The organism is Winogradskyella sp. SYSU M77433 (genome assembly GCF_029911945.1).
GTDB lineage: Bacteria > Bacteroidota > Bacteroidia > Flavobacteriales > Flavobacteriaceae > Winogradskyella.
The window spans coordinates 176,140-197,784 of the sequence record NZ_JARYTG010000004.1; the positions used below are offsets into that span (position 1 = coordinate 176,140).

Here is a 21,645-nt window from a genome sequence, read left to right on the forward strand (position 1 = left end):
TTTTATTTTCGAATTCTTGTAATTCGATACAACTTCTAGCACATTATTGCTAGCCAAATTTTACTGAAATTAATACACGGTTTTGACATCAATCAAACCGTTACAACACATATAACATGGGTATATTAGACAAAGTACTAAAGGTTTTTGTTGGTGACAAATCCAAACAAGACGTTAGTGCTATAACACCAATCGTAGATAAAATAAAAACGTTTGAAAGTGCACTGGAAGCCTTATCTCACGACGAACTAAGAGCAAAAACTATTGAGTTTAAAGAAAAGATTGCCGAAGCTCGCAAACCACTTTTAGAAAAGCAAAACGAACTTTTAGCTAAAGCTGAAAACACCGAAGATATTGATGAACGCGAGGACATCTACCTTGAAGCAGATAAAATCGAAGATGAGATTTATGAAGTTACAGAAGACGTCTTAAACGACATACTTCCTGAGGCTTTTGCTGTGGTTAAAGAAACAGCTAAACGTTTTGTACATAATACAGAAATCGAAGTTACTGCAAACGCTTTTGACCGTGAGGTTTCTGGTGAAAACGATTATGTAACGCTAGATGGCGACAAAGCTGTTTGGGCCAATTCTTGGGATGCTGCAGGTAAGCCAATCACTTGGGACATGATTCACTATGATGTTCAGCTTATTGGTGGTATTGCAATGCACCAAGGTAAAATTGCCGAGATGCAAACTGGTGAAGGTAAAACATTAGTGGCTACACTTCCTGTATATCTTAATGCTCTTGCTGGTAAAGGTGTTCACCTTGTAACAGTAAACGATTACTTAGCAAAACGTGATAGCGCTTGGATGGCACCAATCTTCCAATTCCATGGATTGAGTGTAGATTGTATCGATTACCACAGACCAAACTCTGATGCACGTCGCAAAGCTTACAATGCAGATATCACTTACGGAACTAACAACGAATTTGGTTTCGATTACTTACGTGATAACATGGCACATTCACCAGAAGATTTAGTACAACGCCCACACCATTATGCTATTGTGGATGAGGTGGATTCTGTTTTGGTTGATGATGCACGTACACCATTAATTATTTCTGGTCCTGTTCCAAAAGGTGATGAACATGAATTTGATGCACTGAAGCCAAAAGTTCAGCAAATTGAAGAAGTACAACGCAAGTATTTAGTTGGTGTATTAGCAGAAGCTAAAAAATTAATCGCAGAAGGAGATACTAAAGAAGGTGGTTTCCAACTGTTGCGTGTTTACAGAGGTATTCCTAAAAATAAAGCTTTAATTAAGTTTTTGAGTGAAGAAGGTATCAAACAATTACTTCAAAAAACTGAAAACTTCTACATGCAAGATAACAACAGAGAAATGCACAAAATTGATGCAGAGCTTTATTATGTTATCGATGAAAAAAACAATCAAGTTGAATTAACTGATAAAGGTGTTGATTTCCTTTCAGGTGAAGATGATCCTAATTTCTTCGTGATGCCAGAAATGGGAACTGAAATTGCTAAAATTGAAAGTCAAGGTTTATCTTCTGAAGATGAAGCAAATCTTAAGGAAGACTTATTTAGAGATTTCGGTGTAAAATCGGAACGTATTCATACTTTAAATCAATTACTTAAAGCGTATGCTCTTTTTGAAAAAGACGTACAATATGTTGTTATGGACAACAAAGTAATGATTGTAGATGAGCAAACTGGTCGTATTATGGACGGTCGTCGTTATTCTGACGGTCTTCACCAAGCTATTGAAGCTAAAGAAAACGTAAAGATTGAAGCAGCTACGCAAACTTTTGCAACTGTTACCCTTCAAAATTACTTTAGAATGTACCGTAAACTGTCTGGTATGACAGGTACTGCGGTTACTGAAGCTGGTGAGTTTTGGGAAATCTACAAATTGGATGTGGTTGAAATTCCAACTAACAGACCAATTGCCAGAGACGATAAAGACGATTTAGTTTATAAAACAAAACGTGAAAAATATAATGCTGTAATTGACGAGGTAGTAAGCCTTTCTAATGCAGGAAGACCAGTACTTATTGGTACAACAAATGTTGAAATTTCTGAGCTATTAGGTAAAATGTTGAGTATTCGTAAGATCCCTCACAACGTACTTAACGCGAAACAGCACAAACGAGAAGCTGAAATTGTAGCTTTAGCAGGTAATGCTGGTCAAGTTACCATTGCTACCAACATGGCTGGTCGTGGTACCGACATTAAATTGAGTAAAGAAGTAAAAGAAGCTGGAGGATTAGCCATCATTGGTACGGAGCGTCATGACTCTCGTCGTGTAGATAGACAGCTACGTGGTCGTTCTGGTCGTCAAGGAGATCCAGGAAGTTCGCAATTCTACGTATCTCTAGAAGATAACTTAATGCGTTTATTCGGTTCTGAGCGTATTGCTAAAATGATGGATAGAATGGGACTTAAGGAAGGTGAAGTAATTCAACATTCCATGATTTCTAAGTCTATTGAGCGTGCTCAGAAAAAAGTAGAAGAAAACAACTTTGGAGTTCGTAAGCGTTTGTTAGAATATGATGATGTTATGAATGCACAACGTGAGGTGGTTTATAAACGTCGTCGTCATGCCTTACATGGAGAACGTCTTCGTGTGGATTTAGCAAACATGATTTTTGATACGTCTGAAGGTATTGCTATCAGTAATAAAGATGCTAACGATTTCAAGAACTTTGAATTTGAATTGATTCGTTATTTCTCAATGCCATCACCAATTTCTGAAGCCGAATTTGCAAAAATGGGAGCTCAAGAAATTGCTGGTAAGATTTATAAAGAAGCCTTTAAACACTATCGTGAAAAGATGCAGCGTGCTGCTGATTTAGCATTCCCAGTTATTGAGAATGTTTACAATACACAACGTGATAGATTTAAGCGTATCGTTGTACCTTTTACGGATGGGGTTAAAAACCTTCAAGTGGTTACTGATTTAGAAAAAGCCTACGAAACCAAAGGAACGCAGCTTATCAATGATTTTGAAAAGAACATTACGTTAGCCATTGTAGATGACGCTTGGAAAACACATTTACGTAAAATGGATGAGTTAAAACAATCTGTTCAGTTAGCGGTACATGAGCAAAAAGATCCGTTGTTAATCTATAAGTTTGAAGCTTTTGAGCTTTTCAAAAGTATGATTGACCAAGTGAATAAAGATGTAATTTCATTCTTATTTAAAGGTGAAATTCCTCAAGAAACGGCTGATACGATTCAAGAAGCTAAAAAACGTAAGCAAGAGAAGCTTGAAACTCAGAAAGAGGAAATCCCTAATATGGACGAACGCGCTGCTCAAAGCAGAGCTGCAGGACAAGGAGCTTCACGTCAACAGCAACAAGTCGTTGAAACTATTGTTAGAGAGCAACCAAAAATTGGTCGTAATGATAAAGTTACCATTAAGCATGTAATGAGTGGCGAAAGTAAAGAAGTAAAATACAAACAAGCTATTCCTTTAATCGACAAAGGCGAATGGGTTTTGGTTAACGACTAAACCTTAAACAAATATTGTCATCCTGAATTTATTTCAGGATCTAAATTCCTGATGCAAACCATCAGGATTTTTTATTTTAGAGTTATGAAATACTTAAAATTTTTATCGATCCATCTTATCGCACTAATTACTATCACTGTTTCTTTACACAACCCAAAGAAAAACCAAACAACTAATCAAACTCAAAAAAACACAATCACCTGTACAGACAATAACTGCCAAGGCACATATATAGGCAAAGAATTTATAAATGGTAATGATGTAGCGCATCAATTCTCAAATAGCATGTCCGCTAAAGTTGGGGATCAACTAAAAGCCTTATACAAAGCTGGTAACTATAGTAAAGTAGATTTCTCTAAAATTGTAATGACTACAGAAGGTATGGGTTCTGGTATGGTAACTTACTATCTGTCTATTCCTTTTAAAAAAGTAGATAAAAATTGTGATGCGTTTACCTCTTTTGATCATGTTGGTGGTTGGAACCACACTCCTGCTCTTTCCCAAAGAAAAGAACAACTAAAAGGAGCTTTAATGAATGGCCAAGAATTAGACATCAGCGACTTAAAAACTACAAAAGAAGGCTTACAAGAATATTGGATACAATGGAAAAATAAAGTTACGCAGGCTGAGTGTGAATGATGTGCTTTTTAAAAATTCTCGATAGTTCTGCCGAGCTTATCGAAATACTTATTTTATTCATTCCTATCATAAAATTCACTCAAACTGGCGAAATAAAAGGCTTGTCATTCTTAACTATCACACTGGATTTGTTTCAGAATCTAAAAAATCCTGATGCTAAACCATCAGGATTTTTTTATTACCTTGATAACACTAACTAAACAACTAAAATTATGAAAAATGTATTAGCAACAATCGTTGGCTTAATAGCTGCTTCAGTAACGGTTTATATTTTCGAAACGCTTATAGGTCATAACCTATTTCCGCTTCCGGAAGGTGCTCAAGCTATGGATATGGAATGGATAAAAAACAATATGGATAAAATTCCTGTAGGTTCTAAAGTCTTTGTTGTTATTGCCCATTTTGCAGGAATAGTTGTGGGAATGTTGGTTGCTGCTTTAATTTCAAAAAAGAGCATGATACCAAGTTATATTGTTGGAGTATTTATGCTTGCCGCAACAGTTTTTAATATCATTTTGCTTCCTAAGGAACTGTGGTTTACATTAAATGATGGTATTCTTACTATAGCCGGATTCTTTATTGGAAAAACCTTAGCTCAAAAACGAATCACTACTAAAAATGTATAAAAAACCCATTTTCATATTGATATTATTGTTCTTTAGCAATACATCTATTGAAGCTCAAAGCCTAGAAAATCTTAAGGCTATCAATGAGACTTGGCAAAAATTCTATAAGGCTTTTGAAACGTTAGATTATACTCTGATGGCAGATATTCATGCCAAAGACTTAGTGCGTATTTCGGGTGGTCAACGAATTTTAGATTATGACACCTACATCAATAATTATAAAATTGGTTTTCAACGTGATAAAGAAAGTCATCAAATTAGTGAGATTTCATTGCGCTTTTTTGAACGTCTCAATACTAATACTACTGCTAGTGAACGCGGCATATATAAGCTAACACGCAATAAAGGAACTAAGAATGAAGAGTCCTACTATGGACAATTTCATGTTATCATGAAGAAAAGAGATGATCATTGGAAAATCACTTTAGACTACGATTCTTCTGAAAATGGAACTATCGGAGAAGCAGATTATAATAAAGCTTTTGCAATTGACGATTTTGATGAATTTCTAAAGAACTAAACGAGCAGCTCAATGTCTGACAAAATAAATTTAAAAGAAGCTATTTCCATTGGTATTGGTGGTATGGTTGGTGGTGGAATTTTTGCCGTTTTGGGTCTGGCTGTTTCTATAGCTCAAGGTGGTACACCTGTTGCCTTTCTTTTTGCAGGAGCTTTGGCTTTAATTACATCCTACAGTTATGTAAAACTCTCTCAAAAATATCCTGACAGAGGAGGAACCGTTAAGTTTATTAATCAAGGGTTTGGCATTTCTATTTTTAGTGGAGCCATTAATAATCTGCTTTGGATAAGCTACATTATTATGCTGTCTTTATACGCTTCAGCATTTGGATCTTATGCACCAAATTTATTAGAAATTACTAGTAACAAGACTATTGATTTTCATATTTATGCTAGTGCAATTATTGTATTTGCAACCATCATTAATTACTACAGTATTGCTATAGTTGGTAAAATTGAATCTTATGCCGTAATCATAAAATTAGTCATACTTCTTGGCTTTATAGGTATTGGTGCTTATGGTCTTATAGGCAATGAAAGTCTTTCCCAGTTAGCCATATCCAATTGGGAAAATCCAGTACAATTGTTTGCCGCTGGCATGGTAATTTTTGTAGCCTATGAGGGTTTTGAACTTATTGCTAATGCTGCTCCAGATATTGTTAATCCTGAGAAGAATATTCCTAGAGCTTATTATTACTCGGTATTATTTGTCATTGTACTTTATATCATAATTGCCATTGTAACGGTTGGCTCACTTCCTTTTGATAAAATTGCAAAAGCTGAAGACTATGTTTTAGCTGAAGCTGCTAAACCTATGTTAGGGCAAATTGGATTTACCATTATTACCATTGCTGCTTTGATATCTACATTTTCCGCTATTAATGCTTCTTTATATGGAGGAAGTCGTGTCAACTTCGAAATTGCTGAAGATGATGAATTACCAAACCACTTCTTATCTAAATTTTGGAATCAACCCATTGGTTTACTCATCACTGCCATTGCGACTTTAGTATTGGTGAATATTTTAGACCTAGAAAGTATTTCTACCGCTGGAAGTGTCGGGTTTATTTTGATTTTTGGTATCGTGAATTTAGTCGGCTATAAATGCGCCAAGGACACGAAAAGTCATAAAATGATTCCGTTTTTAGGCTTTATTCTGTGTCTTGCAGCATTAGTTATTCTTATTCACCAACAATACCAATCTAATCTAACAGGAGTTTTAGTTTCTATAGGAATTATAGAACTTTGCTTTGTTGTAGAATGGATTTTCAAAACTTCAGAAAAGAAGAAAAACAATTAAGAATCAAAGTCGCAGAAGCCAATTAGCATCTGGGCAATTCGTTTTGTAGAACTCTAAATCCTTTGCACTACTGACACCTGGATAATCACCTATATAATCCTGAATATCTTTAATGATCTGAAAATGTAAATGTGGTGGATAATCTCCATTAACTTCAGCCTTACCTAAAGTCGCAATTTGTTCGCCTTGCTTCACTTCTACTCCTACCTTTAAATGTTCAATAGAATCCAAGCTTAAATGTCCATAAAGTGTGTAGAACGTTTTGCCTTCTATATGGTGTTTTAAAATTATAGTTGGGCCATAATCGCCATAGTTGGTATTATTTTTAAAACTATGTATTTCTCCTCTGAGAGGTGCATAAATTGGTGAACCAGCTTCAATCCAAAGATCGATTCCCAAATGGATATTTCGTTCTTCTTGTTGACTTTGCTCAGTCTGACTTGCATTAAAATAATCACTACGCTGATAAATTCCCCTTTGCTCTAAATAGCCTCCATAAGCCACTTTAGCATTTTGAGCTTTCATAAAATGCCAGATATAGGTTTCTAAATCTGAAGAAGACGATAAATCAACCGTTTGTAATTCGGTATTATGAATGGATAAGTCTAAAGGAATGTAGGATTCTTTTGAAATATGTTTTCCTAGAACAGGAAAGGGATTTAAAGACTTTAAAAAGGTTTCAAAAGAAGAAAAGGACATAAAAATAAAATTTCCATAAAATTACAAATCTACTTTATGGAAACAACAAAGGAAATAAAATTTTGATCAGTACCATTTATGGAACTGAATCCAAGTTTAATTCATAATTACATTACTAAACTTAGCATTTACAATGATATTTCCACCTGAAGATTGTCCATCAGGATAATTACGAACTGTCTTCTGTGTTGTCGACTGATTATTATACTTAGATCTGTTACCTTTAAAGTACAGACTATAATTGATGTTTTTTGGCAAGTTTACCAAAGCATCACTATTCTCCAGAACTAAATTTAAATTTTTGAATGTAGATGTAAGATCAGAAATCGTCAAATCACCAAAACTCCCATCAATAATTCCCGTATCTGATAACTGAACTATATTAACATTAGACGATTTTGAATTCAATACCAAATGTGTTGCTTTTGTTATCTGTGCCTTGTCTACAAAATTGAGATTTAGTGTTCCTAAATTCCAATTATTTATAACCACAGGAGAATAAGATACATTGATGGAGGTATCTCCTCCATCAATGTGTTCTGCTACCAAATACGAATGAGATAATTCCCCTTTCATATTATATATTACAGAAGACAGTTTTAACTCACCATGTCTTATGTTGGTCTTAAGTTTAGCCTTTTTTGGAATCTTAATCTTGATGACTTTTTTAACATTACTATTGCTACCAAAATCTGCTCTACTTCTTAACGTAGTTGCTCTTCTGTGAGCCATTTCTTCTTGGCGCTTTGCACGTTCTTCATGTCGCTTTGCTTGCTCTTCTTGGCGTTTTGCCATAGCTTCAGTTCTCTTTTCCATAGCTTTAGCATGCTCTTCCATTTGTTTTCCAAAACGCTCTCCCCAAGCTTCCATCTTTTCAGCCCATTCTTCACCAAATTTCTCACCGAATTCCTCTCCCCATTTCTCCATGTCTTTACCATACTTTTCACCAAACTTTTCTCCCCATTTTTCCATATCCTTAGCCCATTCCCCTTCAAAACTTTTTGCGAATTCTTCTCCCCATTTTTCCATTTTTTCTTGGTAACCCGATTCACTAAATTTTTTAGCCCACGCTTCCATACGTTTTTGAAGTTCTTTACCTCCTTTTTCTTCATACTTTTTGCTCCACTCTGCTAAGTACTTTTCGCCTTCTTCTTGATATCTTTCGTAATCAAAATGAACAGCTTTTATACCACTTGGCAATTCTGGTAACTTTGGCATTTTTGGCATTGCTGGAAATTCGGCCATTTCTGGTAAATCTGGCAACTCAGGTATTTCTGGAATATCAGGAATATTTGCCAATTCAAATTCTAAATCCTTCAAAAGCACAGAGTAATCTCCTTCATTATGCAGGCCAAAACTTCGACCTCCTGATGAGGAAATTACCACTTTATCACTAGAGCCATCTATGGTTAAATTCCAAGCTGCTAATGCTTTTTTTAACTCTTCCTCAGATAATTTTGAACTCTCCAAATACGCTTCTACCTCAACAACATCTTTATTCCAAGTGTCGATTTCTATTTCTACATAACTTGTATTTAAGTCTACAACAACATCTTTATTAACCTTAACGGATTGTGATGTTTTGTTCAACTTTTTCTGTGCATAACCAAATGTGGTTATAAGACACAATACTAAAATTCTAATTTTGTTCATGATTTTTGATTTAACTGTTCGTTTTTTGATTTATGATTGAATTTATGCGTTTACTTGATTATAACTTTCATCATTAAACTCTTGAAGTTTTTCTTTTAATCGCATCACAAGGTTTAATCGGAATTTAAGATTATCTATTAAAGCATCTAAAGTTTCTTCATTTGGTCCATTTTCTGTTAACTCTACGGTTAGCCTGTCATACTCGTCATTCAATTCTTTGAGACGAAGTACATAACCATCAAACAATTCTTTATTTGCTGGAGTTAATTTTACTTTAGACAACTCTAAATTGATACTTGCGAGGTAGTAATCTTCTACTTTCTTAAGATCTGGAGAGACATCTCCTAGACTCTTTATCTCATTAGTCACAACTTTTTCTGGTGTTTTAGGAATTACTGTAGTTGGCTTTTGAAAATATTTGTAAGCTCCAAAACTCAGCCCTAACAGCACCACAACACTTGCCGCAATATTGAAAAACCCAAAACGGTTGGATGATTTTTTATCCTCTGGCAAAGCTTTATCTAGCTTTTGTAAAAAGCGTGCTTCATGTCCTTCAGACATTTTCACGTTCTGATCCTTTGCCTCTTCATTAAATAATTTCCTAAGATCTTGTGCCATTTTTCTGCAATTTTAATTTGTTTAGCAATTTTTGTTTTCCTCGAGATAGTTGTGTTCTAGAGGCTACTTCCGAAATGTTTAATATTTCAGAGATTTCTTTGTGATCATAGCCTTCTATTAAATACAACATCACAACATATCTGTATTTTTCTGGTAATTGCTCTATTTCTTGTTTTACATTTTCTATACTTATACCATCATCAATTGTCCAATCACTTTCATAATCTGTATCTATGACACTGAGATGATGCTCTTCGAGCTCTATCAATCTCTTACGTTTCGATTTTAAAACATCAATACATCGGTTAACAACAATACGTTTTAACCAAGCACCAAAACTAACTTGAGCCTCATACTGATCTAATTTTGAAAATGCCCTTATAAATGCTTCTTGTACAATATCTTCAGCTTCCATGGTATCTTTTACAAACCTAAAAGCAACGACAAGCATACCGTTACAATACTGATTGTACAATTGCATTTGTGCTTGCCTATCATTTTGCTTGCACTTCTCTACAATATGAATTTGAAATGAACTAATTTTGGTTTCGATTTTTGATTGGTTGTACTCGATAAATCGAGATTTAAATTATTGAACCTGATCATTGATTTAAGATATTGCTTTTTTGGAATTCCCATATCTTATTTTAAAATCATTTCACCTTAAAGACGACACAAAATTTTGAGTGTTGCAAAAAATTTCAAAATTTTTCAATTTTATAAGATTTACTTAAAAATCAGCGTTACATTCTATAAATTTAGCTATTTGATTTATATTTAAACTTTCATCAAATTAACGAACTAAACTGTTATAACATTACATGAACACCTTCTTAAAACGTCTTTTAATTATCTTGGCTATAGTAGCCTTAGGATTATTAGTTTATTCTGTATTTGTAGAGAATATTTTTTCTCAGCGTCTGAGTCCTAAAGATTCGGCTAAAATATCCTTGAACGATTTGGATATTAAAGTAGAATACAACCGACCGTCTAAACGTGAGCGTGACATATTTGGTGCTTTAGTACCATATAATGAGGTTTGGCGAACAGGTGCTAATGAGGCCACCACGTTTGAAACCAATAAAGATCTGATGATTGAAGGCATGGTTCTTAGAAAAGGGAAGTATACACTTTGGACGGTTCCTATGGAAGACGCTTGGAAGGTAATGTTTAACTCTAAACAATACGAATGGGGAGTTAACGAGAAAATGGAGCCAATGTGGGATCCTAATTATGATGCTATGGAAATTGAAGTTCCTTCTGAAGACTTAGATACCGTAGTTGAAAAATTCACTATTGCTTTCGATAATACTACAGGCAATTTAAAACTCACCATGGCTTGGGACGATACATTAATTGAAATTCCAATTTCTATTTACGAAGCAACTAAATCCTAAGAAAACCTTTGCAAGGTGGCTAAAAAAGAAGACACATATAAATCTGCTTTGCACGAACAGGATGGTGTGGAATCTCCCGATATCCTCAACAGTAACTCAGCAAAAAACATCAAGGCTAAAAGACGAAAACAGCCTTCGGCTGATGAGTTAGTTAAAGGTATTACCAAAGGAAATATTACGGATCTTAGCAGAGCCATTACACTTGTAGAAAGTACCAATCTAGAACACACTAAAAAAGCACACAATATTATAACGGCTTGCCTGCCTTTTGCCAATAACTCTATAAGGATTGGCATTACAGGTGTGCCTGGCGTGGGTAAAAGTACTTTTATTGAAGCTTTAGGAAGTTACCTTACAGGTAAAGGAAAAAAAGTCGCTGTTTTAGCAGTTGACCCAAGTAGTACTTTAAGCAGAGGAAGTATTCTTGGAGATAAAACCCGAATGGAAGATTTGGTAAAAGACAAAAATGCTTTTATTCGTCCTTCTCCTTCTGGAAACTCACTTGGAGGTGTTGCTAGAAAAACTAGAGAAACCATAATTCTTTGTGAAGCTGCTGGTTTTGACACTATAATTATTGAAACCGTTGGTGTTGGCCAAAGTGAAACTGCCGTACACAGTATGGTTGATTTCTTCTTACTGTTGAAGTTAGCTGGTGCTGGCGATGAATTACAAGGTATAAAACGCGGTATTATAGAAATGGCTGATGCTATTGTTATCAATAAAGCAGATGGAGATAACCTTAAAGCAGCTAAATCTGCAAAAGTAGAATTTAATAGAGCTTTGCATTTGTATCCTGAAAAAGAATCGGGTTGGTCGCCTAAAGTCTCACTCTGTAGTGCTTTAAAAAAAGAAGGCATTTCTGATGTTTGGGATATTGTTGAAAGCTATATCGAAACTACAACCTCTAATAGTTATTTTGAACACAGACGTAATGACCAGAATAAGTTTTGGTTACTACAAACCATTGAAGAACGTTTAAAATCTGATTTTTATAATTCTCCTAAAATCAAGTCTGAATTAAAGGCTCAAATAGAATTGATTGAAGCAGGAAAAACTACTCCTTTTGCAGCAGCGGATTATTTGCTTGGACTTTCAAATTGAGACTGATTCGCTTTAGATATGAAGTCTTTCGCTGTGAAATAAAAAAACAATACTTTTGTGCTGACTAAGCTAATTATCGCATGACCTATAAGTTTACAATAGTTGTTCCTGTTTACAATGAAGAAGACAATCTAGAACGTGTAGAAAAGGAACTTTCTAACTATCTAAATATTGCTATTGTTCCTACTTCAATTTTATTTGTAAATGATGGCTCTAAAGACAAAAGTCAGACATTGATTGAAGCTATTTGTAATCGTAATGATGCTTTTGAATATATTTCATTTAAAGAAAATAGAGGTTTAAGCGCAGCTATAAAAGCTGGTTTTGATCATGTTGATAGCGAACTAGTCGGTTACATTGATTCTGATTTACAAACCTCACCAGAAGATTTTAATCTGCTCTTAAAGCATATTGACTCCCATGAATTAGTTACGGGAGTTAGAGCTGACAGAAAAGATTCTTTTGTAAAAAATATGTCGTCTAAAATTGCCAATGGCATACGACGTGCTTTTACGCATGATGGTATGGACGACACAGGTTGTCCTTTAAAAGTTATCAAAGCGGATTATGCGAAACGTATTCCTATGTTTAGAGGTTTGCATCGTTTTCTTCCTGCAATGATTTTATTACAAAATGGACGTATTACCCAAATTCCTGTAAGACACTTTCCAAGAATTGCTGGTACTGCGAATTTTGGAGTTTGGAATAGACTTTTAGGACCTCTTATGGATTGTTTTGCTTACCTATGGATGAAGAAAAAGTATATCAATTACGAAGTAGAGAAATCTAGTAAATAACTATTGTAATTTGAAAGATTGGATTATTTACAGCATCGGATTTTTAGCTCAGATTTTATTTTCGTCTCGGCTGATTATTCAATGGATTACTTCAGAGCGCCAACGCAAAGTTATTACACCAACTACCTTTTGGATTCTTAGCCTAATAGCCTCATTTTTATTATTTATTTATGGCTATCTACGCTTAGATTTTTCCATTATGCTCGGTCAGAGTTTAACATATTTTATTTACATAAGGAATCTACAGTTGCAAGGTCAATGGCAGAAATTTCCGAAGTTGATTCAATATTTATTATTCTTCGTCCCAATTCTTATTGTTATTTTTTATTACAACAACAATCAGATAGATATGGAATTGCTCTTCAAAAATGAAGAGATTCCGACATGGTTATTAGTTCTTGGTGTTTTTGCACAAGTGATTTTTACTTTACGTTTTATTTATCAATGGGTTCACTCCGAACGACAAAAAGAATCATCGCTCCCCTTGGGTTTTTGGGTTTTGAGTTTGGTTGGTGCGTCTTTAATTTTAACCTATGCTATTATTAGAAGAGATCCCGTTCTGTTTTTTGGTCATTTCTTCGGAATGATTATTTATGCTAGAAATGCTTATTTAATTCGAAAAACCAATGATTAAATACATAGAAAAATATCCAATACCTAGTTTGATCTTCTTTGTAATTATCATGCTTGGTTTTACAATTGATGCCATTCCTGTGAGTATTATGGAAGCTCGAAATTTTATTTCAGCAAGAGAAATGCTTACTGACGATAACTGGATTTTAACTACTATGAATGGCGAAGCTAGATATGAAAAACCACCTTTACCAACTTGGATCACAGCTTTTTTTGGATATATTTTTGGCATAACCTCAGTTCTCGCTTTACGTTGGCCTGCTCTACTCTTTCTTGCGAGTATTGGTGTTTCTGTGTATCTATTGTCTAAAAAACTTGAACTTTCTAAAACACACAGCCTAATTAATGGTTTTATTGCTTTAACTTCATTTTATGCTATTGGTATTACCATTGAAGCTCCTTGGGATATTTACACCCATGGCTTTATGATTATGGCCTTGTACCAATTATTCATACTATTCAAAGAACAAAAAACTTCCATCGTTAGAAGCTTACTTTTTGTTCTATTTTTGGCTGGTTCTGTATTGTCGAAAGGACCTGTATCACTTTATGTTTTGTTTTTACCATTTGTTATTTCCTATGGTATTGCATTTAGATTTAAAGGCAATGTGCTTCACTTTTTAAAGCTGTTTAGCCTTCTTGTTTTTGGAATTGTTTTAGGTGGTTGGTGGTATTTTCATGTACGGGTTGCCGATCCTGAAACTTTTGCTAGAATTGCAACTAGAGAAACTTCAAATTGGGGAAGCTATAATGTAAGACCGTTTTATTATTACTGGAGCTTTTTTGTACAAAGTGGTTTGTGGACCATTCCTGCTTTTATAAGTTTATTGTATCCGTATTTGAAATCTAGAGTTTCTGATTTAAAGGCTTATAAATTTAGTTTCTTCTGGACGATTTTGGCTGTTATTTTATTGTCTATCATCCCAGAAAAAAAATCAAGGTATTTAATGCCAGTTTTAATTCCTCTGGCGATTAATATTGGTTTTTATATTGACTATTTAATTCGTGAGTTTAAAAATTTAAAAGACAAAAAGGAAACCTTTCCTGTGTATTTTCAATTTGGACTTATTGCTACAGTAGCGAGCGTATTTTGGATTATAGGTTTCTTTTCTTCTGATGTACTTCATGGTATAGCCTTAGTGAGATTCATTATTACAGGTATATTGCTATTTGGCATTGGCTTATTGCTATTTAAAAATCTAAGGTCTAAAAATGTAAAGTCTCTGTTCTACCTTTCCATAGCTTTCATGCTAACAGTCGGTTTTGTTGCGCTTCCTATTGCTAAAGTCCACACACAAGCTAATTACAAATCCGTTTCAGATTTGAAATCAAATGATACACCTTTATACGGATTAGGTTATGTTGCTCCTGAGGTCATTTACGATTATGGAGATAAAATTCCTGATATTAGAACAGAAGAAGGATTCACCTTACCTTTTGAAAACACCTTTTTTCTACTAACTGACGAGCCAAAACCTGAAGCTTTTGAAGAACTTTCAGATTATTATACTATTGAATTTGTTGAAACTTACGACCTCAACACTCCTGAAGAAGGAGGAAAAGGTTATAAAAAACGTTTAGTCAATCAACTTTATAAATTAAGTAGAAAGTAGGTTTAAATGCCTTTATCTTTTTCTTTAAGCGTAAATCTAGATTGTAAGTATTTATCTAATCTGTAGAATCCGTAACCAGAAATCGCTCCGAAAGTCCAGCCACAAAGTACATCTAAAGGATAATGCACTCCAATGTAGATTCGGCTGTAGCCCATAAGAAGTGCCCAAATGACTAACGCATAAACCATCCATTTGTACTTATCACGCAGTGTCATTCCTATTAATATAGCAAGTGCCATTGAATTACTTGAATGTCCTGAAAAGAAACCAAAACGTCCACCACAACCATCTTTAACAACACGCATCACTTCTTTGATGCCTTCTTGATGACATGGTCTAAAACGTTCAAAACCATGTTTGAAAAGATTGGTAATTTGATCTGTAAAAGACACCATCAAAACCGTTGTTAAAATAGTTAAAAGCACCATTTTAGTTCCTAAACGTCTGTACAATAAATACAGAAGGATAGCATAAAGTGGAATCCAATGTAGCTTGGCTGTATAAGCCATCCAAAAAGCATCCCAATACACATTTCCAAGTCCATTTAGGTATAAAAATAGCTCTTGATCGAGCTCTATCAATCTTTCAATCATGTAAGTTTGTTTAACTATTCATCATATCTGGCAATTTCTCTATCGTAGAAATCCGTTGCCTGTTGAATATAATTTTCCATTTCGGTTTCAAGCTCTTTTTGATCATGCTGATCAAATTCTTCAAACCACTCTACCTCATCATTTTCTAAATTAATGATAAATCGAGGGAATTCAGTATGAATGATGAAAATAGCATCAGGATAATCGGTGTTATCGCCAAGTATGAATTTTGGTAGTTCCATTCGTTTAATTTGAAGTTCGAAGCAAGACGCTTGAAGTTTTTATTAAGATTACAAAAATACAAATTTGCTTAGACCTGACGAACACAATCGTAAAACCTAAGATTTTACAATTAACTTTTTGGTCAAAACATGAAATCTTATGAATAATAGTACTGCTGCGGAACTCAATCCTGCTAACAAACCAATCCATATACCTAAACTGCCATACGCTTCTTCTTTTCCTAAGAAATAACTAATAGGAAAACCAATCACCCAATAGGCTATAAAAGTGATTATAGTTGGCACTTTAACGTCTTGAAGTCCACGAAGTGCACCTAAAACTATAACCTGTAAGCTATCCGTAATTTGAAATACTGCCGCAGCCAATAATAAAGTGGCTGCAATTTTCACTACTTCAGCGGTATCTACTGCGTTTGTAGGATCATCTAAATCGACATACAGTTTTGGTAAAAACTCGTGAAATACCACAAAAAACAAGGCAAAAACAATGGCAAAAATGGTACCTACCAAAAATATAGATTCGGCAATGCGTTTTAAATTCACGTAATCTTTTAAGCCTTTTTGGTTACCAACTCTAATCATTGCCGCTACACTAAGTCCCATAGCCACCATAAAAGTCATGGATGCTAAGTTTAACGCAATTTGATTAGCCGCTTGAGCATTCTTTCCAAGTGTACCGCTTAGCCATATGGCAGCAGTAAACACTGCAACCTCAAAAAACATCTGCATGGCACTTGGCAAACCTAAATTGATTAGCTTTCTAATAGGTTGCTTACTAAGTTGAAAGATTTTTATATTGGTTACATAGGCACTCGACTTGTCGCGTTTTGCCAGTAACCACCATAAGAAAGCGACCATAGCAATACGTGAGACTAAAGTCCCAACTGCTGCACCAACAATACCCATTTGAGGAAAACCAAACTTCCCGAAGATGAGTACATAGTTTATGGCGACATTGATAACGTTGGCTAAAATAGTAGCATACATTGGGTATTTGGTTAACGACAGTCCATCACTAAACTGTTTAAACGCTTGAAATATGATAAGTGGCACCAACGAAAAAGCCACCAAGTCTAAATATGGTAAAGCTAACTCTACTACTTCTTCAGGTTGGTCCATGATGTGCATTAAAGGCTTAGCAAATAATAACATTATGAACAACAACAAACCTAAAACCGTGCACAGAAATAAACCGTGTTTAAAGACTAGTTTTCCTTTTTTAAAGTTCTTTTCTGTGTCGGCTTCTGCAACTAATGGAGTTATGGCCGTTGAAAACCCAATACCTAGCGACATAGCTATAAAGATAAAGCTATTACCTAGAGACACTGCAGCCAACTCTGCTGCACCTAATTGCCCAACCATAACATTGTCTATAAAACTGACAAAAGTATGCCCAAGCATACCTAAAATCACTGGTGACGCTAGTCTAAGGTTGTATCTGAATTCTTTTGTGTAGTTGCTCAATACCATTTTGCAAAAGTAGTTCTTTAGGCTTTAGAACTGAATGTCATTTTCAATAAAACTTATCAATAATTTGGTTCAAAAAATAAAGGTGTAAGAAAAATCCATAGCTTACCCGAATATGACCCGCTTTAGACCCGACTTAGATACGGATAAGACCCGAAGGAGCTTACTATTTAAATATGGTTAATTTTTAATATGTTTTGATATGTTTTCGGGATTAATGTAGTTATGCTCAATGAAAGTTATGAGTAGCTTTCTCCTCTCACTAAGCTCAGTGCGACCATCAAATTATATTAATTCGTCCTTAGATTTATTGGATACGTTTGGCTTGTGTGGTAAATGATAAACCTTGTGAGCCTACTGTTGAGGACATTACAGCTTCAAAAAGCGGTTCTGGACAGTTTTGTGGTATTTGCCAATCGAAAAGGAAGTTAGAACCTGTTCCTCCTGAAATATCACCTTCATCAATTACAATTTCCAAGGTTTCCATTGGCGATACGTACACTGGCTGATCGAAATAGGTTTTTATAAGTTCGCCATGTGTATCGTAGTAATCGGCTTTTAGTAAATAAATGGTATCTTTTTTACTCGTATTTCTAAGGCTTACCATAGCTGTTAGATTATAACGTTTGTGCTGGGACAAACTATAGATCTGCGAGTAGATGGATAAATAAGACTCACCTGTTTCTAATGAATCTGTTGGAGATACTTTAGCGACTCGGTTTTTCCAGTTGACTTTTTTGAGTTCGTCTTGCTTGTTTTCATTTTCACAAGACACACATACCAAAACTAACCATACCAAAACGAAAATCTTTTTCATAGTCTAACGGGTTTAAAGTCCATTATTACAAAAATAGCGGATTGGATTTAGTTTTTAGAAATAATTTCAAAATAATGAAATTTGTGGTTGTTCTTATTTATCTTACAACGAAAGCCTTGTATGTCACTTAAAGTATCACGGATCAAATCCGTTAAAGCACTAAACTTGCTTAACCGTAAAGTATTCTTCTTACTTCAAGTAAGCTCTCTTTATCATCCAGAAGAATAACTAAAGTATCATTGGCTTCAATGATTGTTGCGCCGCCTGGTCTCACATACTTATTGTTTCGTTTTATCATAACGATGAACGCTGTACTCGGGAAATGTAAGTCTACAATTCGTTTATTTACAGCATCGCTATGTTCTGAAATCGTCATTTCTTCCATTGCGGATTTTGGAAGGTTTAATATATAGCGGTCGCTCTCTGTAACTTTCTTTATCTCTTCTGGTAAAGCTACATGTAACCATTTTGAAAATAATGACAATGTTGTTCCTTGAATTAAAACAGAGGTTACCGAAATAAAGAATACAATGTTGAAAATTACATTGGCTTTATCAATTCCTGCCAACAAAGGATAAGTAGCAAATACAATTGGTACTGCACCACGCAAGCCTACCCAAGAAATATAAAAACGTCTTCTAAGTTTCATCTTAAAAAACAATAGACTTACAAATACACTTACAGGTCTAGCAACTAGAATTAAAAATATTGAAATGAGCAATCCGATGCCCATATATGGAATCATTTGAGATGGAAATACCAATAAACCTAACGTAAGGAACAATACTATTTGCATGAGCCATGCAATACCATCAAACATTTTTAGAATGGTTCCTTTATGGATTAAATCCTGATTTCCTAAATACACTGCACAAATATAGATAGCCAAAAATCCGTTACCACCTACAAAATCCGTTGCTGAAAATGTGATAAACATTAAGGCTATTACCAAAACAGGATAGAGTCCTTCAAAACCTAATTGTATATTGTTAATGACAATCTTACTTAGTTTACCAAAACCAAAACCTGCAATAGCACCTAAAATCATTTGCTGAAAAAACATTGGTACTATAGACACCAAGCTTTGATCTTGATTGATTACCAAGGTTAAAAATGCTAAAGTTAGTACATAAGCCATGGGATCGTTACTACCACTTTCGAGCTCTAGAGTTGGTCTTAGATTGTTCTTTAGTGCAATATTTTTTGATCGTAAGATTGAAAATACCGCAGCCGCATCAGTTGAAGAGACAATAGATCCTAAGAGCATACTCTCGTAAATGGTGAAATCTGTGATGTAAAATACAAAAGTACCTAAGGTAATTGCTGTTAAAAACACACCAAGCGTGGATAATGCAAAACCTTGTTTAAGCACTGGTTTTACCGCATCCCAATTGGTATCTAATCCACCCGAAAACAATATAAAATTGAGTGATACAATACCTATGAGCTGTGCCAATTTAGGATCATCGAACTGAATACCACCAATACCATCTGACCCAGCCAACATACCAATTGTTAGGAATAAGAGTAAGGTTGGCACTCCAAACCTATAGGATGTCTTACCCACCACAATACTTATAAAAAGTAATATTGAGCCTACTAAAAGTATATTTTCGGTGGTTAAGTTCATAAGTCTTTATCTCGTTTAAGACAAGACAAATGTAGTGCATTTACAATTGTTGCAATGTGTTGATACCTTAAAAGAATTATAAAATATAATACTGTATTTAAAGTAAAGTTCTTAGCTGTTATTTTACCCTTTTCTATCTTTTATAGTTAAAATCATAGCGATGATAATAAGCACACTAGATGTTATGGATGTCCAAAAGGTTTTGTCTAACTTTTCTAAAGTAATAATATTGATAAGAATTAGAATAACACTGACTATAATTAGAATTACTGGTAAGTTTTTTTTCATGGATTACTAATATTAAAAGCTATTGTTTTTCATAATAGACTTGGTTTCCTTTATCAATTGTAAACTCTTCACTAAGTTTTAGTTTAGGCAATTTAAAAACTTTATCATTTACTGAGTGTTCATCTATTTTATTTAGCGTCATTGTAATTGTCATCATATTAGGTATGATTTTTACAATTTTTAAAGGTAATGCATTAGATAATTTCAAAAATTCAGACCACATGTCGTATTTATGATTACTATATAATTCTGGATCCATTTTCAAATATTCTGAATTAAAATAATATTCATATGTACCCATTTCCCATTCCACAACTACTTTAGAACATTTTATATTCATAACCATGTCTTCAGTATCCTCAACCGTTATTTTTGGACTTATTCCTCTCGTCTCAGTTTGCAAATCTATACCTGCTTTTATAGCTGTAACCAAATCAGATTTTCTATCTATTGTTAAAATTTCATTTCTTTCTGGGTTATATACAACTTTAGTTTTACTATTAGACTGACTCACTAAATAGTTATTATCCTTATAAGTTATCTCCATTTCTTCAAAAAACTGTCCGGTTTCTATTAATTTCTCTTTTGTCATACCAAATTGTTCAGAAAACTTCTCTGCTATCTCAACATCGTTTAGGTAAGTAAGTGTTCCTTCAAAATTTTGACTAAAACTTAAAAAAGGAATTAAAATAGCTAAAGCTAATAAGGTTATATTTTTCATTAATTAAAATAAATATTAGTCGTATCAATAATGGTTTCTTCTATAACCATATGTTCAAAACTCCTTTCATCCCAGAACTTATGTTCCGTAAAAATATCTTTCACCCTAATTGCTTTAGGCTTTTTAGTATAATTATTAATGGTGAATGTAAAATAAAAAAAGCAATCGCATTCACATATTGGGTACTCTCCGTTTTGATTTGGTCTATCAAACTCAACTATTAAAGTGTCATTAACTTCTTCTATATCTTTAAAAACAGCTTGATCCCAACAACAATTTACTATATAACCGAATTTAACAAATAAGTCACTTTTACTTTTAGTTGTTGAAACACCAATTGAGTCTATTCCGCAATTCGTTCTACATTCAGAAACTTTGAAGTTTTCAATTCTTTGATTTAACGGTTTTATATTCTGCTTTTTACACGAGACTACAAAAATTGCAATAAATAATATTACGAGTATATTCTTCAATTTATTCAAAAGTTTAGTAACCTAAATATTATTGGGTTTTGATAAATATGTATTTTCAGTTCCCATTGAATATTTTAACGCTTTTGCATTAACCACAAACCTTGATTTGTCACTTATAGTTTTAACCCAAGCTAAGGCACTTCCAGACTTATGCCCTACCACACACGTTAATAACATATAATCATTATTACCAGGCACCTCAGCTAACATATACTCATAGAAATTATCCTCTTTCTTAGTAAAATTTAGTCCTATTTCGTATTGACGAAACCTTGTTCCTTTGTAAAACTCTTTGTCATTATCTATATCCTTTAAAGGTATTATTTCATCAACTATTCCCATT

23 protein-coding genes are annotated in these 21,645 nt (G+C 34.1%); 10 read left to right on the plus strand and 13 right to left on the minus strand.

Going from position 1 to position 21,645, the window contains the following annotated elements; all coding sequences use genetic code 11:
• The first annotated feature begins 116 nt into the window (after nt 1–116).
• The 5 genes from secA (at nt 117) to QGM60_RS09615 (ending at nt 6,560) form a co-directional block, all read left to right on the plus strand.
• A complete protein-coding gene (secA, locus tag QGM60_RS09595; RefSeq protein ID WP_281140030.1) occupies nt 117–3,476 on the plus strand; it encodes a preprotein translocase subunit SecA in 3,360 nt (1,119 codons plus the stop codon).
• Nucleotides 3,477–3,560: 84 nt separating this feature from the next.
• On the plus strand, nt 3,561–4,115 hold the full coding sequence (locus QGM60_RS09600) for a hypothetical protein (RefSeq protein ID WP_281140031.1): 555 nt from the start codon (nt 3,561–3,563) through the stop codon (nt 4,113–4,115).
• Nucleotides 4,116–4,327: 212 nt separating this feature from the next.
• Nucleotides 4,328–4,741: a hypothetical protein gene (locus QGM60_RS09605; RefSeq protein ID WP_281140032.1), complete on the plus strand. Its 414-nt coding sequence runs from the start codon at nt 4,328–4,330 to the stop codon at nt 4,739–4,741.
• Complete coding sequence (locus tag QGM60_RS09610; RefSeq protein ID WP_281140033.1) at nt 4,734–5,261, plus strand: nuclear transport factor 2 family protein; 528 nt, start codon at nt 4,734–4,736, stop codon at nt 5,259–5,261. Before QGM60_RS09605 ends, QGM60_RS09610 begins: the two co-directional genes overlap by 8 nt.
• A 12-nt stretch (nt 5,262–5,273) precedes the next feature.
• Nucleotides 5,274–6,560 (plus strand): APC family permease, encoded by a 1,287-nt coding sequence (locus QGM60_RS09615; protein ID WP_281140034.1) that lies wholly within the window; start codon nt 5,274–5,276, stop codon nt 6,558–6,560.
• A gap of 3 nt (nt 6,561–6,563) precedes the next feature.
• On the opposite strand, the gene QGM60_RS09620 is transcribed toward QGM60_RS09615, so the two are convergent.
• The 4 genes from QGM60_RS09620 to QGM60_RS09635 all read right to left on the minus strand — a co-directional run bounded on the left by QGM60_RS09620 (nt 6,564) and on the right by QGM60_RS09635 (nt 10,071).
• Nucleotides 6,564–7,259 (minus strand): peptidoglycan DD-metalloendopeptidase family protein, encoded by a 696-nt coding sequence (locus tag QGM60_RS09620; protein WP_281140035.1) that lies wholly within the window; start codon nt 7,257–7,259, stop codon nt 6,564–6,566.
• Nucleotides 7,260–7,355: 96 nt separating this feature from the next.
• On the minus strand, nt 7,356–8,912 hold the full coding sequence (locus tag QGM60_RS09625) for a hypothetical protein (protein WP_281140036.1): 1,557 nt from the start codon (nt 8,910–8,912) through the stop codon (nt 7,356–7,358).
• Nucleotides 8,913–8,954: 42 nt separating this feature from the next.
• Nucleotides 8,955–9,530, minus strand: a complete 576-nt coding sequence (locus tag QGM60_RS09630; RefSeq protein ID WP_281140037.1) for a hypothetical protein — start codon at nt 9,528–9,530, stop codon at nt 8,955–8,957.
• Nucleotides 9,514–10,071 carry a sigma-70 family RNA polymerase sigma factor gene (locus tag QGM60_RS09635; protein WP_281140281.1) on the minus strand — a complete coding sequence of 186 codons (558 nt, stop codon included), beginning with the start codon at nt 10,069–10,071 and terminating at the stop codon, nt 9,514–9,516. Before QGM60_RS09635 ends, QGM60_RS09630 begins: the two co-directional genes overlap by 17 nt.
• A gap of 280 nt (nt 10,072–10,351) precedes the next feature.
• On the opposite strand from QGM60_RS09635, the gene QGM60_RS09640 reads away from it, so the two are divergent.
• The 5 genes from QGM60_RS09640 to QGM60_RS09660 all read left to right on the plus strand — a co-directional run bounded on the left by QGM60_RS09640 (nt 10,352) and on the right by QGM60_RS09660 (nt 15,071).
• The gene (locus QGM60_RS09640; RefSeq protein ID WP_281140038.1) at nt 10,352–10,927 is read left to right on the plus strand and encodes a DUF2911 domain-containing protein; all 576 of its coding nucleotides are present in this window, start codon (nt 10,352–10,354) and stop codon (nt 10,925–10,927) included.
• Nucleotides 10,928–10,942: 15 nt separating this feature from the next.
• A complete protein-coding gene (gene meaB, locus QGM60_RS09645) occupies nt 10,943–12,028 on the plus strand; it encodes a methylmalonyl Co-A mutase-associated GTPase MeaB (protein WP_281140039.1) in 1,086 nt (361 codons plus the stop codon).
• An 80-nt stretch (nt 12,029–12,108) separates the two neighbouring features.
• A complete protein-coding gene (locus QGM60_RS09650; protein WP_281140040.1) occupies nt 12,109–12,825 on the plus strand; it encodes a glycosyltransferase in 717 nt (238 codons plus the stop codon).
• Nucleotides 12,826–12,835: 10 nt separating this feature from the next.
• Complete coding sequence (locus QGM60_RS09655; protein ID WP_281140041.1) at nt 12,836–13,459, plus strand: lipid-A-disaccharide synthase N-terminal domain-containing protein; 624 nt, start codon at nt 12,836–12,838, stop codon at nt 13,457–13,459.
• The gene (locus QGM60_RS09660; RefSeq protein WP_281140042.1) at nt 13,452–15,071 is read left to right on the plus strand and encodes a glycosyltransferase; all 1,620 of its coding nucleotides are present in this window, start codon (nt 13,452–13,454) and stop codon (nt 15,069–15,071) included. Before QGM60_RS09655 ends, QGM60_RS09660 begins: the two co-directional genes overlap by 8 nt.
• Before the next feature lie 2 nt (nt 15,072–15,073).
• Here QGM60_RS09660 and QGM60_RS09665 read toward each other — a convergent pair whose 3' ends face one another.
• The 9 genes from QGM60_RS09665 to QGM60_RS09705 all read right to left on the minus strand — a co-directional run bounded on the left by QGM60_RS09665 (nt 15,074) and on the right by QGM60_RS09705 (nt 21,644).
• Nucleotides 15,074–15,664, minus strand: coding sequence for a phosphatase PAP2 family protein (locus QGM60_RS09665; protein WP_281140043.1), 591 nt, complete (start codon nt 15,662–15,664; stop codon nt 15,074–15,076).
• A gap of 14 nt (nt 15,665–15,678) precedes the next feature.
• Nucleotides 15,679–15,906, minus strand: a complete 228-nt coding sequence (locus tag QGM60_RS09670; protein WP_281140044.1) for a hypothetical protein — start codon at nt 15,904–15,906, stop codon at nt 15,679–15,681.
• Between the two features lie 96 nt (nt 15,907–16,002).
• Nucleotides 16,003–17,376 carry an MATE family efflux transporter gene (locus tag QGM60_RS09675; protein WP_281140045.1) on the minus strand — a complete coding sequence of 458 codons (1,374 nt, stop codon included), beginning with the start codon at nt 17,374–17,376 and terminating at the stop codon, nt 16,003–16,005.
• Nucleotides 17,377–17,680: 304 nt separating this feature from the next.
• Complete coding sequence (locus QGM60_RS09680) at nt 17,681–18,190, minus strand: DUF3124 domain-containing protein (RefSeq protein WP_281140046.1); 510 nt, start codon at nt 18,188–18,190, stop codon at nt 17,681–17,683.
• Between the two features lie 169 nt (nt 18,191–18,359).
• The gene (locus tag QGM60_RS09685) at nt 18,360–19,820 is read right to left on the minus strand and encodes a potassium/proton antiporter (protein WP_281140047.1); all 1,461 of its coding nucleotides are present in this window, start codon (nt 19,818–19,820) and stop codon (nt 18,360–18,362) included.
• 123 nt (nt 19,821–19,943) lie between these two features.
• Nucleotides 19,944–20,108, minus strand: coding sequence for a hypothetical protein (locus QGM60_RS09690; protein ID WP_281140048.1), 165 nt, complete (start codon nt 20,106–20,108; stop codon nt 19,944–19,946).
• 19 nt (nt 20,109–20,127) lie between these two features.
• Nucleotides 20,128–20,829 carry a hypothetical protein gene (locus QGM60_RS09695; protein ID WP_281140049.1) on the minus strand — a complete coding sequence of 234 codons (702 nt, stop codon included), beginning with the start codon at nt 20,827–20,829 and terminating at the stop codon, nt 20,128–20,130.
• A complete protein-coding gene (locus QGM60_RS09700) occupies nt 20,829–21,302 on the minus strand; it encodes a hypothetical protein (protein WP_281140050.1) in 474 nt (157 codons plus the stop codon). Before QGM60_RS09700 ends, QGM60_RS09695 begins: the two co-directional genes overlap by 1 nt.
• Nucleotides 21,303–21,323: 21 nt before the next feature.
• Nucleotides 21,324–21,644, minus strand: coding sequence for a hypothetical protein (locus QGM60_RS09705; protein ID WP_281140051.1), 321 nt, complete (start codon nt 21,642–21,644; stop codon nt 21,324–21,326).
• Nucleotide 21,645: the final 1 nt, after the last annotated feature.

Coding starts and splice junctions, on each gene's coding strand:
- secA (WP_281140030.1), top strand. CDS start 117: ATGGGTATATTAGACAAAGTACTAAAGGTTTTTGTTGGTGACAAATCC.
- QGM60_RS09600 (WP_281140031.1), top strand. CDS start 3,561: ATGAAATACTTAAAATTTTTATCGATCCATCTTATCGCACTAATTACT.
- QGM60_RS09605 (WP_281140032.1), top strand. CDS start 4,328: ATGAAAAATGTATTAGCAACAATCGTTGGCTTAATAGCTGCTTCAGTA.
- QGM60_RS09610 (WP_281140033.1), top strand. CDS start 4,734: ATGTATAAAAAACCCATTTTCATATTGATATTATTGTTCTTTAGCAAT.
- QGM60_RS09615 (WP_281140034.1), top strand. CDS start 5,274: ATGTCTGACAAAATAAATTTAAAAGAAGCTATTTCCATTGGTATTGGT.
- QGM60_RS09620 (WP_281140035.1), bottom strand. CDS start 7,259: ATGTCCTTTTCTTCTTTTGAAACCTTTTTAAAGTCTTTAAATCCCTTT.
- QGM60_RS09625 (WP_281140036.1), bottom strand. CDS start 8,912: ATGAACAAAATTAGAATTTTAGTATTGTGTCTTATAACCACATTTGGT.
- QGM60_RS09630 (WP_281140037.1), bottom strand. CDS start 9,530: ATGGCACAAGATCTTAGGAAATTATTTAATGAAGAGGCAAAGGATCAG.
- QGM60_RS09640 (WP_281140038.1), top strand. CDS start 10,352: ATGAACACCTTCTTAAAACGTCTTTTAATTATCTTGGCTATAGTAGCC.
- QGM60_RS09650 (WP_281140040.1), top strand. CDS start 12,109: ATGACCTATAAGTTTACAATAGTTGTTCCTGTTTACAATGAAGAAGAC.
- QGM60_RS09660 (WP_281140042.1), top strand. CDS start 13,452: ATGATTAAATACATAGAAAAATATCCAATACCTAGTTTGATCTTCTTT.
- QGM60_RS09665 (WP_281140043.1), bottom strand. CDS start 15,664: ATGATTGAAAGATTGATAGAGCTCGATCAAGAGCTATTTTTATACCTA.
- QGM60_RS09670 (WP_281140044.1), bottom strand. CDS start 15,906: ATGGAACTACCAAAATTCATACTTGGCGATAACACCGATTATCCTGAT.
- QGM60_RS09675 (WP_281140045.1), bottom strand. CDS start 17,376: ATGGTATTGAGCAACTACACAAAAGAATTCAGATACAACCTTAGACTA.
- QGM60_RS09680 (WP_281140046.1), bottom strand. CDS start 18,190: ATGAAAAAGATTTTCGTTTTGGTATGGTTAGTTTTGGTATGTGTGTCT.
- QGM60_RS09685 (WP_281140047.1), bottom strand. CDS start 19,820: ATGAACTTAACCACCGAAAATATACTTTTAGTAGGCTCAATATTACTT.
- QGM60_RS09690 (WP_281140048.1), bottom strand. CDS start 20,108: ATGAAAAAAAACTTACCAGTAATTCTAATTATAGTCAGTGTTATTCTA.
- QGM60_RS09695 (WP_281140049.1), bottom strand. CDS start 20,829: ATGAAAAATATAACCTTATTAGCTTTAGCTATTTTAATTCCTTTTTTA.
- QGM60_RS09705 (WP_281140051.1), bottom strand. CDS start 21,644: ATGGGAATAGTTGATGAAATAATACCTTTAAAGGATATAGATAATGAC.